Raw genomic sequence first — 16,454 nt, 5'->3', positions numbered from 1 at the left:
GCCTCGCTATTGAAGATTGAAAGCGGGATTTTTTGAACAAAACCTGCTTTCGGCTCGTCCTACGTCAGCGGCTTCAGTTCGCCCAGCAGGGTCGGCAGCAGTTCGGCGACCGTGGGGTGAATGTGGACGGCGCGTTGCAGGGTGGAATAGGGCGCCTTGGCGTACATCATGTCGAGCACGCCGTGGATCGCCTCGTCGCCGCCGGGGCCGATGATGGCGGCGCCCAGAATCTCCTGGCTGTCGGCATCGACGACGATGCGCATGAAGCCCTGGGCCTCGCCCTTTTCCACCGCACGGCCGACGCGGGTCATCGCCCGCTGGCCCACCAGCGCCCGCCGGCCGGAACGGCGAACCGCCTCGTCGGTCATGCCGACGCGCGCCAGCGGCGGATCGGTGTAGAGCGCATAGGCCTGAATGCGGTCGTCCACGCTGCGCGGGTCGCCGTCCAGCAGGTTGGCCGCGACGATCTCGAAATCATTGTAGGCGGTGTGGGTGAACGCGCCCCGCCCGTTGCAGTCGCCCATCGCCCAGATGCCAGGCACATTGGTGCGCAGCGTGTCGTCTACCGTGATGAAGCCGCGGGAATCCGTCACCACGCCGGCGCGGTCGAGGCAGAGATCGTCGGTGTTGGGCGTGCGGCCGACGGCCAGCAGCACATGGCTCCCCACCACCGACGGGGTGCCGGACGTGCAATTCACCCCGACCTCCACCCCGTCGGCATGGCGGGCGAAGCGGATGCAGTTGGCCGACAGCCGGACGGTCACCCCCTCCTTCTCCAGCAACTCCCTGATTGCGTCCGACACGTCGGGGTCCTCGCGGCCGATCAGCCGTTCCCCCTTCTCCACAACCGTCACCTCCGCGCCGAAGCGGCGGTACATCTGGGCGAATTCGAGGCCGATGTAGCTGCCGCCGACCACTACCAGATGACGGGGCACATGGTCGAGGTCCAGGATCGTGCCGCTGGTCAGGAAATCGACATCGCGCACCCCCGGCATATCCGGGATCGCGGCACGGGCACCGACATTCAGGAAGATGCGCTCGGCCGTCAGCAACTCGTCGCCGATGCGCACACTGCCCGGCGATTCGAAGCGGGCATGGCCCTGCAAAACCCGGCAGTTGGGCATGCTGCGCAGCCAGCGTTCGACATTCTGGCGCGAACGGCCGGAAACCTCGTCCTTGCGCGCCTTGACCCGGGCCATGTCGATGCGCACCGGCCCGTCGAGCACCACGCCATATTCGGCGGCGCGCCGGGCCATTTGGGCGACGCGGGCGCTGGCGATCAGCGTCTTGGTCGGGGTGCAGCCGGTGTTGACGCAGGTGCCGCCGAACAGCTTGCGCTCGACCACCGCAACGCTCATGCCGGCGGCGGTCAGACGTTCGGCGAGCGGCGGCCCGGCTTGGCCGGCTCCGATGATGATGGCGTCGACCATGGCAGGCTCCTGCGGCCAGTTGCGTTCTTTGGGGACATGGCGTGGGGCGGGATGGTAGCGCCGGTGCCGGGCGTCTTCCAAGCAAACCAAGGTATGACTGGCGGCAAGCCGTGCCGATCGTTCACGTGATCGTCAGATCGTTCAAGAACCGGACGGCGCCCGCAGGCAAGCTGCCGGAACCGGAGCGGTACGGCGCGGGGTTGGAGACTGGCGTATGGTTGGTGCGGAAGGCGGTGCGAAGGGCGACGCGGCATGGGGCGGTTCGCCGGCCAGCGGGCGGCCGATGGAGCGCCGTCTCGGCCTTCTGTCGATTCCGCTCGCCCTGGCGGTGTTCTTCGTCGACACCTTCACCGACATCGAAAGCGCCATCGCCGTCCTCTATGTGCTGGTGCTGCTGCTGGCCGCAACCGCCCTGTCGCGGCGGGGCATCCTGCGGGTGGCAGCCGGCTGTGCGCTGCTGGCGGTGCTGTCCTTCTTCCTGTCGCACTGGCAGGACATGGACCTGTCTTCGGTCCTGCGCTGCGGCGTGTCGCTGGCGGCCATCCTGATCACCGGCGCGCTGCTGATGCGCGACCATGACTCGCGCGCGCTGTTGTTGCGGGCCAACGGTGCGCTGGCGCGCAGCGAAAAGCGCTACCGCAGCATGTTCGAGCAGGCGCGGATCTCCTTGTGGGAGCAGGACTTCACCGCGGTGACGGCGGCGCTCGACGCCCTCCGGGCCGCCGGGGTGACGGACCTTGCCGCCCATGCGCAGGCCGATCCCGGCTGGGCGCGCGGGATGGGCGCGCTGATCCGCACCACCAACGTCAACGACGCCACCGTGGAGCTGCTGGGTGCGGCCGGCCGGCCGGCGGTGCTGGGGCCGCTCGACCGTTACCTGCCGGCCGAGGACCCGGCGATGCTGCAGGTCCTGCAGGCGCTTTGGGAAAAGCGCGACCGCTTTGAAGGGCGGGCGCAGCTGATCGCGGCGGACGGGCGCACCCTGACGGTGCTGCTGGGCATCAGCTTTCCCGATGACTGCGTCGGCTTCGATCAGGTGGTGGTCGGCGTCGTCGACATCACCCAGCGCGAACGCACGCAGGAGGCGCTGCTGGCCGCCCAGGCGGAACTTGCGCGCGCCGCACGCGCCGCCACGCTGGGCGCGCTGTCCGCCTCCATCGCCCATGAGCTGAACCAGCCGCTGGGCGCCATCGTGCTGAATGCGCAGGCCTGCCTGCGCTGGCTGCGCCGCGAACAGCCCGACATCGAAACCGCCGCGAAGGCGGCCGACCGCATCGTCCGCGACGGGCGTCGCGCCGCCGACATCGTGCAGCGGACACGCGGCATGCTGGTCAAGGACACTCACTGCGACGAGACCATCGACCTGGCTCAACTGGTGACCGAGGTGGCGCTCCTGCTGGAGCGCGAGCTGTCGGGTGCCGGAGCCATTCTGGTCACCGACTTTGCCCCTGCCCCGCCGGTGCGGGGCAGCCGGGTCGGCATGCAGCAGGTGCTGGTCAACCTCGTGACCAACGGTTTGCACGCCATGGCGGAAGCGGACAGCCCCCGGCGCGAACTGACCGTCGCCATCGGCAGCCTGGAAGGCGGGGAGCAGGTCAGGGTTGCCGTGCGCGACCGCGGCAGGGGCATCGACGAGGCCAGCCATGCCCGCCTGTTCGATCCCTTCTTCACCACCCGGCCCGAGGGGATGGGGATGGGCCTCGCCATCTGCCGCTCCATCATCGAGTCCTGCGGCGGTACGCTGACCGCCCACAACCATACGGACGGCGGGGCGGTGTTCGAGTTCACCGTACCGTCGGCACCCCCGCCGTCCACCAGATCACTGGCCGAGCCGCCAGCCGTCCCGCTGGCCGCGGCACGAGAGGACTGACCGCCATGGCCCAGAAAGGCACCTTGTCGCCCGACCCTGCTCCCGCCTCTGCAAAGGACGACCCACTGGTCCTGATCGTCGATGACGACGCCGGCATGCGGGAGGCGGTGGTCGACCTTCTGCAATCGGTCGGCATCGAAGGCCGTGCCTTCGGCAGCACGGCGGAACTGCTGGCTGCGGCGGTTCCCGACCGGCCGGGCTGCCTGATCCTCGACGTGCGGCTTCCCGGCCTGGGCGGGCTGGAGTTCCAGACGAGGCTGGACGGCCTGGGCATCGCACTGCCCATCGTCTTCATGACCGGCTTCGCCGACGTGCCGATGTCGGTCCGAGCGATGAAGGCCGGGGCGACCGATTTCCTCATCAAGCCCTTCCGCGACCAGGACATGCTTGACGCGGTCGATGCCGCGCTTGCCCGCGACCGGTCGCGGCGGAGCCAGCGGGCCGCCACGATGACGGTGGAATCGCTGGCCGCGACGCTGACCCCGCGCGAGCGCGAGGTGATGGCGGAGGTGGTCAAGGGCCGGCTGAACAAGCAGATCGCCGGCGATCTCGGCATCAGCGAGGTGACGGTCAAGCTCCACCGCGGCAAGGTGATGCGGAAGATGCAGGTACGCTCCGTCGCCGACCTCGTCCGCAAGGTGGAGGTGCTCGACCACGAGGGGTGACGGCTACGCTTCGGGCGTCTCGGTCCTGCGTCCGGCCCGGCTGTCCGCCTCTAGACCTAGGTGTGGTATCTGCCACCTGCCCCATCCGGATAGGATGCGTGTGGCGCCGGAAACCGGCGCTTCCATTCGGTCCCCGATCCGGTCAAGGCATCACGACGTGTCCAACGCACCCCTGATAGCGGTGGTCGATGACGACGAGGCAATCCGCGAGGCGCTGGACGACCTGCTGCGGTCGGTCGGCTTCCGCTGCCGGTCCTTCATCTCCGCCGAGCATTTCCTGGCGCTGGCCGACCGGACCGGGATCGCCTGCATCATCCTGGACGTGTGCATGCCCGGCCTGTCCGGGCTGGAATTGCAGGAGCGGCTGAACAAAGAGGGCGGCGGACATCCGCCGATCCTGTTCATGACCTCCTATGCCGACGAGACCACCCGGCTGCGTGCGCTGGGCGGCGGCGCCCGCGACGTGCTCGGCAAGCCGGTCGACGCCCATGTCCTGATCGCTTCCCTGAACCGCGCCATTGCCGCAGGGTAACGCCAGAGAGCGGCAGCAATCGTCCTCCCGAACGGTTATGTATGCAGCAGGGCCGGTCGGGAGATGGGGCATGGCAGTCGCATCCCACAGAAGTGTGGTCGGGCTCAGGATGTGGGCCGCAATCGGGACGAGGATGCCATGAGCTTCCTGACCCGCCTGTTGCTGCTCGTGACGCTGGCCCTGGTGCCGATCTGCGCGCTGGAGGTCTGGAACCAGATCGATCTGCGCCGCCAGCGCTCCGATGAGATCCACGAGCATGCGCAGCAGCTTCTCAGCTTGCTGGGCGGCGAGCAGCAGCGGCTGGTCGAAGGCGTGCGGCAGATGCTGGAACTGCTGGCGGAAACCACGTCGGCGCAGACCCTCGATGCGACCGGATGCCAGGCGCTGCTGACGCGCACCGCCACGCGGATCCCGGATTACCTGACGGTCAATCTTGCCGGCGAGGACGGGGTCATTCTCTGCTCCACCAACCCGCTGCTGCGCGGGCGGACTATCGCCGACCGGATGCATGTGCGCTCCGCCCTGGAAAGCGGCGGCTTCACCGTTGGCGAGTTCATCCGGCAGCGGTACGATGGCAAGCCGGCGATGCCGTTCGGCCTGCCGATCCGCCGCACCGGCGGCGACGGGCGGACCATCGGTGTTGTCACGGCGCTGATCGATCTCGGCTGGCTCGAACGTTACCTCTCCGAACACCCGCTTCCCGATAATGCCGCGCTGATGATCGCCGACGGCAACGGCATCGTGCTGGTCCATGCCCCTAAGAGGCCGGGGGCCGTCGGCACCGCGCTCCCGCCGCGCTTCCAGCCTCTGCTCGACGCCGATGCGGTCGGGACCGCCCAGCTGATGGGGATCGACGGGGTGGAGCGGGTGTTTGCCTATGTTCCGCTGTCCGCCGGGGTCAGGCACATCTTCGTCGCGGTCGGCATCGACCATGACGCCGCGATGAGCGGTATCGACGCCGCGCTGACGCGGTCGCTGGTGTGGATCGCCGCCACGCTGCTGCTCGGCCTGCTGACGGCGTTCCTGATCGCCAGGCGGCACATCTATCGGCCGGTCGCGGCACTGATCTCGGCGACCGAGCGCTGGCGTGCCGGCGACCGCTCCGCCCACGTGGGAGCGGTGGATGGTCCGGAGATGAGCCGGCTGGGGCTGGCCTTCGATGGGCTGGTCGAGGATCTCGACCGGCAGATGCGGGCCAAGGAGGAGGCATCCGCCGCGCTGCGGGCCAGCGAGGAGCGGTCGCGCGCGCTGGTGGAGAACGCCCCGCACATGATGTGGGTGAACCGGCCCGACGGCACGTTGGAATACGTCAATGCGGCGTTCCGGGCCTACACCGGCCGAATGACGAACGAAGAGAACCGGATGGGGGATCTGCATCCGGAGGACGTCGAGCGTATCCAGGCGGTCCGGAGAGCGGCCATCCCCGCCGGTGCGGCGCACGCGTATGAACTGCGCCTGCGCCGGGCAGACGGAGCCTACAGATGGCACCTCAGCCGGACCCACCCGATCCACCATGGCGGACGGATCGTCGCGTGGTTCGGCGGGGCCGTCGACATCCACGACATCCATCGCGCCCGCGAAACGGCGGAAGAGGCCGGACGGTCCAAAAGCCGCTTCCTGGCCGCCGCCAGCCACGATCTGCGTCAGCCGATGCAGTCGATCCTGCTGTTCGCCGAGGTGCTCCGCCCGCATCTGGGCGAGGGCCCCGGTCTCGATGCACTCGGGCGGCTCCAGCACGGGCTGGAGATCCTCAAAGGTCTGCTGGACGGTCTGCTCGACATCTCCCGCCTCGACGCCGGCATCGTGGCGCCGCAGTTGGAGGAATTCCCTGTCTCGGACCTGCTGAGGAGCCTGGACGACGCCTATGCCCCGGTCGCGCAGGAAAAGGGCCTGGACTGGCGGGTTCACCCCTGCCATGCCGCCATCCGCAGCGACCGGGTCCTGCTCGGCCGCATGCTGCGCAATCTGGTGGAGAACGCGATCCGCTACACCGACAGCGGCGGGATTTCGGTAGACTGCAGCGTGGCGGCCGACCGTCTGCTGATCGGTGTCCACGACACCGGCCGCGGCATCCCGGCCGACCAGATCGACCGGGTGTTCGAGGAACTTTATCAGGTCGACAACCCCGAGCGCGACCGCAACCAGGGCCTCGGCCTTGGGCTCGCCATCGTCCGCCGCCTGTCCGACCTGCTGGACCATCCCGTCACGGTACTCTCGCATCCGGGCCAGGGCTCGCTGTTCAGCATTGCGGTGCCGCTGGCGGCGGAGGCTTGCGCCTCCGTTGCGCCATCCGGGGAGGCGGCCCCTGTGGAAATGGCGCCGGCACCGCCGGAGCGGGAGGATCGGCGGCTGGCGGTGGTGGTGGACGACGACCCCATCGTGCTGGCCGGGATGGAAAGCCTGCTGCGCGCCTGGAAATTCGACGTGATCACCGCGGATTCGACCGACGTCGCAGTGGAACGCCTGACGCTGGATGGGCGCCGGCCCGACATCCTCGTCGTCGATTACCGCCTGCGCGACAAGCGCATCGGAACGGAGGCGATCCTCCGCATCTGGGACATGCACGATGCGGACATCCCCGGCCTGATCGTCACCGGGGAGATCGGCACGGAGCCGCAGAACGACGCGCTCACCCACGGCTTCGACCTGCTGCACAAGCCGGTCACCCCCCGCAGCCTCGCCGCGGCACTCGGCCGCCGTCTGGCAATGGTGGAAGGGGAAGCCCGCATCCCGGTCGCCGATACCGCCGATACCGCCGGGCCGCCTTCGGCCACCCTGTGATCCACACCAATTTTTAAGCCGCGCCCAAGCTCCGGCGGAACATTTCCGCTGCACCGTGTTTGTCTGATGACATGGACCTTAAGGAGCTGTTGGTGCCCAAGCCCCTCCCGATCGAGAAAGTGCAGACCGGAATTCCCGAATTCGATTTGGTTTTGCGCGGCGGGCTGCCGCGCGGTCGAATACATCTTCTGGAGGGTGCACCCGGCACAGGCAAGACCACCATTGCCCTGCAGCTTCTGATCCAGACGCGCGACGACGGCAAGAAGGGGCTGTACATCACTTTATCGGAGAGCGTCAAGGAGCTGGAAGCGACTGCCGCCAGCCATGGCTGGTCGCTCGACGGCTTTGCGGTCTTCGACATTGTGCCCATCGAAGCGCAGCTGGATCGCCAGCAGAGCGTGCTCTACCCGTCGGAGGTGGAGCTTGGCGAGACCGTGCGTCTGATCATCGAGCGGATCGAGCGGGAAAATCCGGAAGTGCTGGTGATCGACACGGTGTCGGAACTGCGGCTGCTCGCCCAGGACCAGCTCGGCTACCGCCGGCAGATTCTGGCTCTGAAGCAATTTCTGCAAGGACGCCGCTGCACCACCCTGATCCTCGACGACCTGACCCATCAGGACGGTGCAAGCGATCTGCACAGCCTGGTTCACAGCGTGATCGTGCTGGAGCAGAGCGAACGCACCTATGGCGCGGCTCGGCGGCGGCTGCGCATCGCCAAGATGCGGGGGGCGGACTATCAGAGCGGATGGCATGACTTCGCCATCACGAAGACCAATGTCCTGGTCTTCCCCAGCCTGATCGCGGAAGAGCACAGCAGCGACTTCGAGCAGACCACCATGGAGAGCGGCCTGCCGGCCCTGGACGAGCTGATGGGGGGCGGCCTGACGCTCGGCACCACCACGATGCTGGTGGGACCATCGGGGGTCGGCAAATCGTCCATTGCGCTGCAATACGTCGCCGCCGCGGTCAAGCGCGGCGAACATGCCGCTTACTTCTCATTCGATGAGAATTTCAAGACCCTGGGGCTGCGCAGCATCGCTCTGGGCATCGACATCAACGAAGCGGTGCAGCAGGAGCGCGTCGGCTGGCAGCGCGCCAACCCGTCCCGCCTGTCGCCCGGCCAGTTCGTCTGGCAGGTCCGCCGCGAGGTCGAAGACCGCAACGCCCGCATTGTGGTGATCGACAGCCTGAATTCCTACCTCAGCACCATGCCGGAGGAGAAGGCGCTGACGCTTCAGATGCACGAGCTGCTGACCTACCTGAGCAACAAGGGTGTGGTCACCATCCTGATCCTGGCTCAGCAGGGCATCATCGGCGATGTGCAGAATCCGGTCGATCTGTCCTTCATGAGCGACACCGTGGTTCTTCTCCGCTTCTTCGAGGCCGAGGGTGAAGTGCGCAAGGCGATTTCGGTGGTGAAGAAGCGCACCGGCGTCCACGAGCTGTCGATCCGCGAATTCCGGCTGTTCCCGGACGGGATGCAGGTCGGGCCGCAGCTGATGGACTTCCGGGGCGTGCTGACGGGCGTACCGGAATATGACGGTTCGGTGGAGACACTCCTCAGTGGTCAGGGCGAAGCCGGGTGATCGATGCCGATGCACGGGTCCATCCTTGTCCTGGCCCCTGAAGGGCGGGATGCCGAAGTGATCGGTTCGGTCCTGGCGGAGATCGGTCTGGCGACGCATCCCTTTGCCGACTTGCCGGAGCTTTGCCGCAGCCTTGGCGACGATGTTGGAGCGCTGATGCTCTCCGAGGGGGTGCTGACCGACATCGAACCGCTGACCGCTTGGTTGGAGGCACAGCCGCGCTGGTCGGACCTGCCCATCGTGATCCTGACCTCGCGGCGCAGCCGGCAGGCCGGGCGGGGAAGGCAGGCATTCTTCCAGTCGCTCGGCAACGTTACGCTGCTGGACCGGCCGCTGCACCGCGAGGCGTTGCAGAGCGCGGCCCAGGCGGCGCTGCGCAGCAGGGAACGCCAGTACCGGACCCGCAGCCACCTTCGGGAGATCACCCAGGCATCCAGCCGATTGGAGGAGCGGGTTGCCGAGCGGACAGAGGCTTTGCAGGCTGAAATGGCCGACCGCAGGCGGGCTGAGAACCAGCTTCATCAGGCGCAGAAGATGGAGGCGCTCGGGCAGCTGACCGGCGGCGTGGCGCATGACTTCAACAATCTGCTCCAGGGCATCGTCAGCTGCCTTGCCGTCCTGGCTCCCACGGTGCCCGACGGCACCCCGCGCGAGCTGTTTGAGGCGGCCAACCGCTCCATCGAGCGCGGCGCGCGGCTGACTCAGTCGCTGCTGTCCTTCGCACGGCGCCAGACGCTGATGCCGGAACCCACTGATCTGGGAGAGCTGCTCACCGGGATGAGCTCCCTTCTCGAACGCTCCCTGGGCGGACAGATCAGCGTCACGATCCAGGTGCCGCCCGGACTTCCGGCGGCGCTGATCGACCGGGCACAGCTTGAATCCGCCATCCTGAATCTTGCGATCAACGCCCGTGACGCCATGCCGGGCGGCGGGCGGCTGTCGCTGACCGCGTTCGTCGTTAGGGTCGGCGATGGAGATACGGACACCCCCTTGGCCGGTTCGGTGGAGTTGCGGCCCGGAACCTACGTGGCGATCCGGGTCACGGATACCGGCACCGGCATCGACCCGTCGGTGTTGCCCCATGTCTTCGAACCCTTCTTCACCACCAAGCCGCTCGACAAGGGATCGGGGCTGGGACTGTCGATGGTCCAGGGCATGGCGACCCAATCCGGCGGCGGCGTCCACATCGACAGCACCCTCGGCAGCGGAACCGCGATCACCCTTTACCTGCCAAGCGTGGCGGCCGTCGCCGACCGGCCGGCGCGCCTGGCTGTCGAAGTCGAACGCGGTCAAGGCCGCACCGTCCTGCTGGTGGAGGACGACGCCATCGTGCGGATGGGAACGATGGCGCTGCTGGAAAGCCAGGGCCATCAGGTCATTGAGGCGGACAGCGGGGAAACTGCCCTGGCCCTGCTGCATGACGGTGCAGAGGTCGATGCGCTGATCACCGACTTTGCCATGCCCGGCATGAACGGAGCCGAGGTGGTGCGCAATGTGCGAACCCTGCGCCCCGGATTGCCTGCGCTGATCGTCACCGGCTATGCGGACACGCCGGATTTGGGCGAGGCCGTACGCCTGCTGCGCAAGCCCTTCTCGCCGAACCAGATCGCCGAGCAGCTGGCAGCCATGCTGGCGGAATGACGGCTTGTCAGGCGATTGGGACGGTCCTGATGAAATCAAGGAAGGCCCGAAGCGGGGCCGGCACCAGACGCCGGCCGGGGTAATAGAGGAACGGGCCGGAAAAGGACGGCCACCAGGATTCGAGGACGGGTTCAAGCGCGCCGCTGTCCAGATGCGGCCGCAGCCACTGCTCGAACAGTTGAAAGACCCCGACACCCGCGACGGCCGCATCGATGGCGAGGTCCATGATGCCGCCCGACCCCACCACCAGCGGTCCGGTCGGATCGAGGCGGATCGTTTCGCCGTCGCGTTCGAACTCCCAAAGCGGCATGGCTCCGCTGGCAAAGCGTCCGCGCACGCAGCTGTGGGTCATCAGGTCGCGCGGATGCTCCGGCCGTCCGCGTGCATCGAGGTAGGCGGGGGAGGCCGCGGTCGCGAAGCGCTGCCGGCGGGGACCGATGGGGACGGCAATCATATCCTGTTCCAGCCGCTCGTCGTAGCGGATGCCGGCGTCGCATCCGGCAGCCAGGACATCGACGAAGCTGTCCTCGCCCATCACCTCCACCCGGATCTCGGGATAGGAGGCATGGAAGGCCGGCAGGATCGACGGCAGGACCAGCCTTGCCGCGCTGACCGGCACATTGAGCCTGAGGGTGCCCGCCACCCGGTCGCGGAAGCCGTTCACCACGTCGAGGGCTGCATCGACCTCGCGCAGGGCGGGCTCCAGCCGGGCCAGCAGTCGTTCGCCGGCTTCCGTCGGGACCACGCTGCGGGTGGTCCGGTTGAACAGCCTGACGCCGAGCTGCCCTTCAAGCCGCCGCACAGCTTCGCTGAGGGACGAGGCGCTGACGTTGCCCGCCTTCGCCGCTTCGCGGAAACCCCGGGCGCGGGCCACCGCGACGAAGGCGTTTAGGTCCCCCAGCTCATGCTGCATTGTTCGGAAATCCGCACGGGTTGTCCTGATTGTGCAGACTAATCGGACTTGCGGATGGGGGCTAGATTGCTGAAGCCATCAAGGAGATCCTCATGTCCGATACCAATCAGACCGAATCCTGCAACTTCACCATCGGCGGCAAGACCGTCCGCCGGCTCGGCTATGGCGCGATGCAGTTGGCCGGTCCCGGCGTCTTCGGTCCGCCGAAGGACCGTGACGCGGCCATCGCCGTGCTACGCCATGCCGTCGAGGCGGGCGTCAATCACATCGACACCAGCGACTTCTACGGTCCGCATGTCACCAACCAGCTGATCCGTGAGGCGTTGGCGCCCTATCCGTACGATCTGCTGATCGTGACCAAAGTCGGCGCCCGGCGCGGCGCGGATGCCTCCTGGCTTCAGGCATCCTCGCCGGAAGAGCTGAGGCAGGCGGTGCACGACAATCTGCGCAATCTCGGCCTTGACGTGCTCGACGTCGTCAACATGCGGCTGTGGGGCGACCATGGTCATGCCCCGGCGGAAGGATCGGTCGAGCGGGAGCTGAGCGTTCTTGCAGACCTCCAGCAGCGGGGGCTGATCCGCCACATCGGGCTCAGCAACGCCACGGCGCGGCAGGTCGAGGAAGGTCGCCGCGTCTGCGAGATCGTCTGCGTGCAGAACCACTACAATCTGGTGCATCGGGCGGACGATGCGCTGATCGACGATCTCGCCGCCAAGGGGATCGCCTATGTGCCGTTCTTTCCGCTCGGCGGCTTCTCGCCGATCCAGTCCGGCCTGTTGTCCGATGTCGCCAGCCGGCTCGGGGCGACGCCGATGCAGGTGGCGCTCGCCTGGCTGCTGAACCGGGCGCCAAACATCCTGCCGATCCCGGGAACCTCGTCGGTCAAGCATCTGCAGGAGAATCTGGCGGCGGCGGACCTGGTGCTGTCCGCCGATGCCCTGGAGGCGCTGGATCAGCTGGGGAAAGACGCCTGAGGGTCGAGATGGAAAAAGGGGAGCTCGCGCTCCCCTCGTCCCGGTGCCGCCTCCCGGTGCCGGTTAACGGCGTTCCACATTCGGCAGGAAGATTGTCAGCAGGCCCAGCAGCGGCAGGAAGGAGCAGGCGGTGTAGACGAAGCCGATGCCCTTCCAGTCCGCGACGACGCCCAACCCGGCCGCGCCGATGCCGGCGACGCCGAAGGCAAGCCCGAAGAACAGGCCCGACACCATGCCGACCCGGCCGGGCAGCAGCTCCTGCGCATAGACCACGATGGCCGGGAAGGCTGAAGCCAGGGCCAATCCGATCACGGCGCTGAGAACCACCGTCGTCGTCAGCCCGACATAGGGCAGGGCCAGGGTGAAGGGCAGGATGCCGAGGATCGAGACCCAGATCACCGTCTTGCGGCCGATGCGGTCGCCCACCGGGCCGCCGATCACCGTGCCCGCCGCGACCGCGGCCAGGAAGGCGAACAGGCAGAGCTGCGCGTCGCCGGTGGACAGGCCGAAGCGGTCGATCAGGTAGAAGATGTAATAGCTGGTGATGCTGGCGAGATAGACGTATTTCGACACGATCAGCGCGATCAGGATGGCGACCGCGCGGGCGACCTGACCCGCCGGCAGATCGGCATGGCGCGCAGCCGCCGGGCCGCCGGTCTTGCGCGGTTTGGCGTTCCGGCGCTGCCAGCTTCCCAGCCGCACCATCACCACCATGCCGGCCAGGGCGGCGAAGGCGAACCAGCTGAGGCTGCCCTGACCGTGGGGCAGGATGATGAAGGCCGCCAGCAACGGGCCGAGTGCCGAACCGAGGTTGCCGCCGACCTGGAACAGCGACTGGGCCAGCCCATGGGCGCCGCCGGACGCCTGACGGGCGATGCGCGACGCCTCCGGATGGAAGACGGACGAGCCGAAACCGAGCAACATCCCGCCGGCCAGCAGGGCCGGAAAGCTTGGCGCCCAGGCCAGGATGAGAAGCCCGAGCAGCGTGGAGCCCATGCCGAAGACCAGCGAATAGGGCATCGGCTTGCGGTCGGTGAAAAGTCCGACCAGCGGCTGAAGGAGCGATGCCGTCAGCTGATAGACGAAGGTCAGCAGGCCGAGCTGGGCGAAGCTGAGGCCGAACTCGTCCTTCAGGATCGGATAGACCGCCGGCAGCAGCGACTGGATCATGTCGTTGAGCAGGTGGCAGGCGCTGATCGCGGCCAGGATGGAAAAGGCCGTCGAACCGGCGCTGGGCCGGCTCATGGTGGTGTCGGTCACGGGGGCATGCCCTCTTCTCTCTGCCTTGGGGCGTCCGGACCGCGTATCGGCGGTTCGGTTGGCCCGGCACTGTTGCGTTGACTGCACCGTAAGCCTACGGTCGGTCGAGAAGGCCCGCCACCGCAGTCAGGCCAGTTTTTTACGAGTCTGGGCCATGGTGAGAAATGTCCGTGTCGACGAGATCGATGCCGTCGAGCGGCCGCTGCTCGCCACCACCCACGACTATCCGGACGGCGGTACTCTGCCGCTGCACTGTCACCGGCGGGGACAGCTGATCTCCGGTATCACCGGGGTGCTGATCATGTCGACGCCGCAGGGCCGCTGGGTGGTGCCGCCCGATTTCGGCCTGTGGATCCCGCCCGGCGTCCTGCATGAGGTACGCATGATCGGGGCGGTGACCACCCAAAGCCTCTATCTGGACCCGGACCTGACCGGCGGAATGCCTGACCGCTGTCAGGTCGTCGGGCTGTCCCCCTTCATCCGCAGCCTGATCGCCCGCGCCGTGGATGTGCCGGCCGTTTACGTTCCGGACAGCCACGACGGCGCGGTGATGGCGCTGATCCGCTACGAGATGCTGCATCTGCCGGCCCAGCCGCTGACCGTCCCGTTTCCGACCAGTCCGGCGTTGGCCGAGCGCTGCCGACGGTTTCTCCGACAGCCGGCGGTGCATGAGACGATCGAGCAGTGGTGCGACGAGCTGGGTGTCAGCCGGCGCGCCTTCACACGGCTGTTCCGGCGCGAGACCGGGCTGAGCTTTCTGGAGTGGCGCCAGCAGGCCTGCCTCGCCGCCGCCCTGCCGCGGCTGGTGGCGGGCGAAGCCGTCACCGCGGTCGCCATCGACCTCGGCTATGACAACCCCGCCGCCTTCACCGCGATGTTCAAGCGCGTGCTCGGCTCTTCGCCGCGCGCATATCTGAAGGGTGCCGAATAGTCGTCAGGAATAGCGCATTGCCTCCAGATCGGCGATGAGATCGGGGCCTGCCGGACGCCAGCCGAGCGCCGCCTGGGTCAGGGCGCTGGACGCCGCCATGTCGATGCCCGCGAAGATCGCCATCCAGCCGAAATGCTCGGCGGCCTTGTCCTGTGGGATGGAAACCGTCGGAATCTTCAGGCCGCGGGCCAGCCTCTCGACGATCTCGCGGGTTCCGACGCCTTCCTCACCGACCGCATGGTAGCGGGCGCCGGCTTCCGCCTTCTCGATGGCCAGACGATAGAGGCGGGCGACATCGCCCAGATGACCGGCGGACCAGCGGTTCTGCCCCTCGCCGATATAGGCGGCGACGCCCTTCGCGCGGAAGATTTCGATCAGCGGGGTGATCAGCCCCTGCTTCTCCGTGTTGTGGACCTGCGGCAGCCGCATCACCGCGACGTTGACGCCGGCGTCCAGCAGCTCGTTTCCGGCCCGCTCCGACGCGATGCGCGGGTTGGGGTGGGCGTCGTCGAAGACATCTTCGCGGGCAAGCCGGCCATGGCCGGCACCCCCCATGCCGACCCCTGAGGTGATCAGCAGCGGGCGGTTCGAGCCCTTCAACGCCGCACCCAAGGCACCGATCACCCGGCCGTCCTTTGCGCAATTCTCGGCGAAGCGCGAGAAGTCATGGTCGAAGGCGGTGTGGATCACGGCGTCGGCCTTCTCGGCACCGCCGCGGATGCTCGCCAGATCCTCCAGCGTGCCCAGGTGCGGCTCGGCACCGGCGGACTCCAGCGCGCGGGCGCCGTCCCCGGACCGGGTCATGCCGATGACTTGGTGTCCGGCCTGGAGCAGGTCGGACAGCACGGCCCGACCGATGAAACCGGTGGCGCCGGTGAGGAAAATACGCATGGGACAATCACCTTTCCAATTCCGTCGCCTCCACTCTGTCCCACCGTGATATCCTGTTAAAGTAGTGACGTTTTCCTAGTATAGCGGCTACCAGGATCAGCCAATGCAGACCGACACCAGACAGACCAGTCCGGCCGCCACGCTCGCCGCCTTCCTGCGCGACCGCCGGACGCGGCTGGACCCGGCGGCCTTCGGATTCTCGGGACGCCGCCGCACGCCGGGCCTGCGCCGGGAGGAGGTGGCGCAGCGCGCCAACATCAGCCCGACTTGGTACACGTGGCTGGAGCAGGGGCGGGGCGGGGCGCCGTCGGCCGACGTGCTGGACCGGATCGCCGGCAGCCTGATGCTGACCGATCTGGAGCGGGAGCATCTGTTCATCCTGGCGCTCGGCCGGCCGCCGGAGATGCGCTACAGGCCTGCACAAGGTGTCAGCCCGCGCCTGCAACGGCTGTTGGAGTCCTTCGATGCCTGCCCGGCCTTCATCAAGACCGCGACCTGGGACGTGCTGGCCTGGAATCGTGCCGCCGCGGTGGTGTTGACCGATTACGGAACGCTTCCGCCCGATCAGCGGAACATCCTGCGGCTGGTGTTCGGCAATCCGGCGATCCGGGCCAAGCAGAAGGACTGGGAGGGTATGGCGCGGCATCTGGTCGGCGCCTTCCGCGTCGATGCGGCACGGGCCGGGGCAGTCAAGGAGATCGCCGATCTCGTCGACGAGCTGTGCCGGACGAGCGCCGACTTCGCCCGATTCTGGAATGAGAATGACGTCTACGCGCCGAGCGAGGGGGTCAAGCGGCTCCAGCACCCGGAGCTCGGCAGCGTCGAGATGGAATATTCGGCCTTCGCCGTCGATGGACGCCCCGATCTCGGTCTTCTGGTCTACAATCCGCTGGACGAACAGGTTAAAGAACGCATCCGCGCCCTGGCCGGTCGAAGGACCGCGGTGGCGTCTGGCGGATGAGCGGTGGCAGGAAGGAACG

13 protein-coding genes are annotated in these 16,454 nt (G+C 67.6%); 9 read left to right on the top strand and 4 right to left on the bottom strand.

Going from position 1 to position 16,454, the window contains the following annotated elements:
- Positions 1-59: 59 nt before the first annotated feature.
- Positions 60-1,430 (bottom strand): FAD-containing oxidoreductase, encoded by a 1,371-nt coding sequence (locus TSH64_RS20795; RefSeq protein ID WP_109447877.1) that lies wholly within the window; start codon positions 1,428-1,430, stop codon positions 60-62.
- Between the two features lie 214 nt (positions 1,431-1,644).
- On the opposite strand from TSH64_RS20795, the gene TSH64_RS20790 reads away from it, so the two are divergent.
- The 6 genes from TSH64_RS20790 (at position 1,645) to TSH64_RS20765 (ending at position 10,505) form a co-directional block, all read left to right on the top strand.
- Complete coding sequence (locus tag TSH64_RS20790) at positions 1,645-3,300, top strand: ATP-binding protein (RefSeq protein WP_109447875.1); 1,656 nt, start codon at positions 1,645-1,647, stop codon at positions 3,298-3,300.
- 5 nt (positions 3,301-3,305) lie between these two features.
- Positions 3,306-3,965, top strand: a complete 660-nt coding sequence (locus TSH64_RS20785; protein ID WP_109447873.1) for a response regulator transcription factor — start codon at positions 3,306-3,308, stop codon at positions 3,963-3,965.
- Positions 3,966-4,122: 157 nt separating this feature from the next.
- Entirely contained in the window at positions 4,123-4,497 is a 375-nt protein-coding gene (locus TSH64_RS20780) for a response regulator (RefSeq protein WP_247873065.1), read from the top strand.
- Between the two features lie 138 nt (positions 4,498-4,635).
- A complete protein-coding gene (locus TSH64_RS20775) occupies positions 4,636-7,278 on the top strand; it encodes an ATP-binding protein (protein ID WP_158285400.1) in 2,643 nt (880 codons plus the stop codon).
- 92 nt (positions 7,279-7,370) lie between these two features.
- A complete protein-coding gene (locus TSH64_RS20770; RefSeq protein WP_247873064.1) occupies positions 7,371-8,864 on the top strand; it encodes an ATPase domain-containing protein in 1,494 nt (497 codons plus the stop codon).
- Between the two features lie 9 nt (positions 8,865-8,873).
- Positions 8,874-10,505: a response regulator gene (locus TSH64_RS20765; RefSeq protein WP_158285399.1), complete on the top strand. Its 1,632-nt coding sequence runs from the start codon at positions 8,874-8,876 to the stop codon at positions 10,503-10,505.
- 7 nt (positions 10,506-10,512) lie between these two features.
- On the opposite strand, the gene TSH64_RS20760 is transcribed toward TSH64_RS20765, so the two are convergent.
- Entirely contained in the window at positions 10,513-11,418 is a 906-nt protein-coding gene (locus tag TSH64_RS20760; RefSeq protein ID WP_109447863.1) for a LysR family transcriptional regulator, read from the bottom strand.
- Positions 11,419-11,510: 92 nt separating this feature from the next.
- Here TSH64_RS20760 and TSH64_RS20755 point away from each other — a divergent pair, with 92 nt between their 5' ends.
- Positions 11,511-12,392, top strand: coding sequence for an aldo/keto reductase family oxidoreductase (locus TSH64_RS20755; protein ID WP_109447861.1), 882 nt, complete (start codon positions 11,511-11,513; stop codon positions 12,390-12,392).
- Positions 12,393-12,455: 63 nt separating this feature from the next.
- Here TSH64_RS20755 and TSH64_RS20750 read toward each other — a convergent pair whose 3' ends face one another.
- Entirely contained in the window at positions 12,456-13,652 is a 1,197-nt protein-coding gene (locus TSH64_RS20750; protein ID WP_282188115.1) for an MFS transporter, read from the bottom strand.
- Between the two features lie 154 nt (positions 13,653-13,806).
- On the opposite strand from TSH64_RS20750, the gene TSH64_RS20745 reads away from it, so the two are divergent.
- Complete coding sequence (locus TSH64_RS20745; protein ID WP_109447859.1) at positions 13,807-14,583, top strand: helix-turn-helix transcriptional regulator; 777 nt, start codon at positions 13,807-13,809, stop codon at positions 14,581-14,583.
- 3 nt (positions 14,584-14,586) lie between these two features.
- On the opposite strand, the gene TSH64_RS20740 is transcribed toward TSH64_RS20745, so the two are convergent.
- Positions 14,587-15,474 carry an SDR family oxidoreductase gene (locus TSH64_RS20740; protein ID WP_109447857.1) on the bottom strand — a complete coding sequence of 296 codons (888 nt, stop codon included), beginning with the start codon at positions 15,472-15,474 and terminating at the stop codon, positions 14,587-14,589.
- 103 nt (positions 15,475-15,577) lie between these two features.
- Between TSH64_RS20740 and TSH64_RS20735 the strand changes: the two genes are divergently transcribed.
- A complete protein-coding gene (locus tag TSH64_RS20735) occupies positions 15,578-16,435 on the top strand; it encodes a helix-turn-helix transcriptional regulator (protein ID WP_109447855.1) in 858 nt (285 codons plus the stop codon).
- Positions 16,436-16,454: the final 19 nt, after the last annotated feature.

Origin of the sequence: Azospirillum sp. TSH64 (assembly GCF_003116035.1) — a bacterium.
In the GTDB taxonomy this organism is placed as follows: Bacteria; Pseudomonadota; Alphaproteobacteria; order Azospirillales; family Azospirillaceae; genus Azospirillum.
Note: the sequence above shows the minus strand (reverse complement) of the source record. Positions and strands in the feature narration are given on the sequence as shown.

Coding starts and splice junctions, on each gene's coding strand:
- TSH64_RS20795 (WP_109447877.1), bottom strand. CDS start 1,430: ATGGTCGACGCCATCATCATCGGAGCCGGCCAAGCCGGGCCGCCGCTC.
- TSH64_RS20790 (WP_109447875.1), top strand. CDS start 1,645: ATGGTTGGTGCGGAAGGCGGTGCGAAGGGCGACGCGGCATGGGGCGGT.
- TSH64_RS20785 (WP_109447873.1), top strand. CDS start 3,306: ATGGCCCAGAAAGGCACCTTGTCGCCCGACCCTGCTCCCGCCTCTGCA.
- TSH64_RS20775 (WP_158285400.1), top strand. CDS start 4,636: ATGAGCTTCCTGACCCGCCTGTTGCTGCTCGTGACGCTGGCCCTGGTG.
- TSH64_RS20765 (WP_158285399.1), top strand. CDS start 8,874: ATGCACGGGTCCATCCTTGTCCTGGCCCCTGAAGGGCGGGATGCCGAA.
- TSH64_RS20760 (WP_109447863.1), bottom strand. CDS start 11,418: ATGCAGCATGAGCTGGGGGACCTAAACGCCTTCGTCGCGGTGGCCCGC.
- TSH64_RS20755 (WP_109447861.1), top strand. CDS start 11,511: ATGTCCGATACCAATCAGACCGAATCCTGCAACTTCACCATCGGCGGC.
- TSH64_RS20745 (WP_109447859.1), top strand. CDS start 13,807: ATGGTGAGAAATGTCCGTGTCGACGAGATCGATGCCGTCGAGCGGCCG.
- TSH64_RS20740 (WP_109447857.1), bottom strand. CDS start 15,474: ATGCGTATTTTCCTCACCGGCGCCACCGGTTTCATCGGTCGGGCCGTG.
- TSH64_RS20735 (WP_109447855.1), top strand. CDS start 15,578: ATGCAGACCGACACCAGACAGACCAGTCCGGCCGCCACGCTCGCCGCC.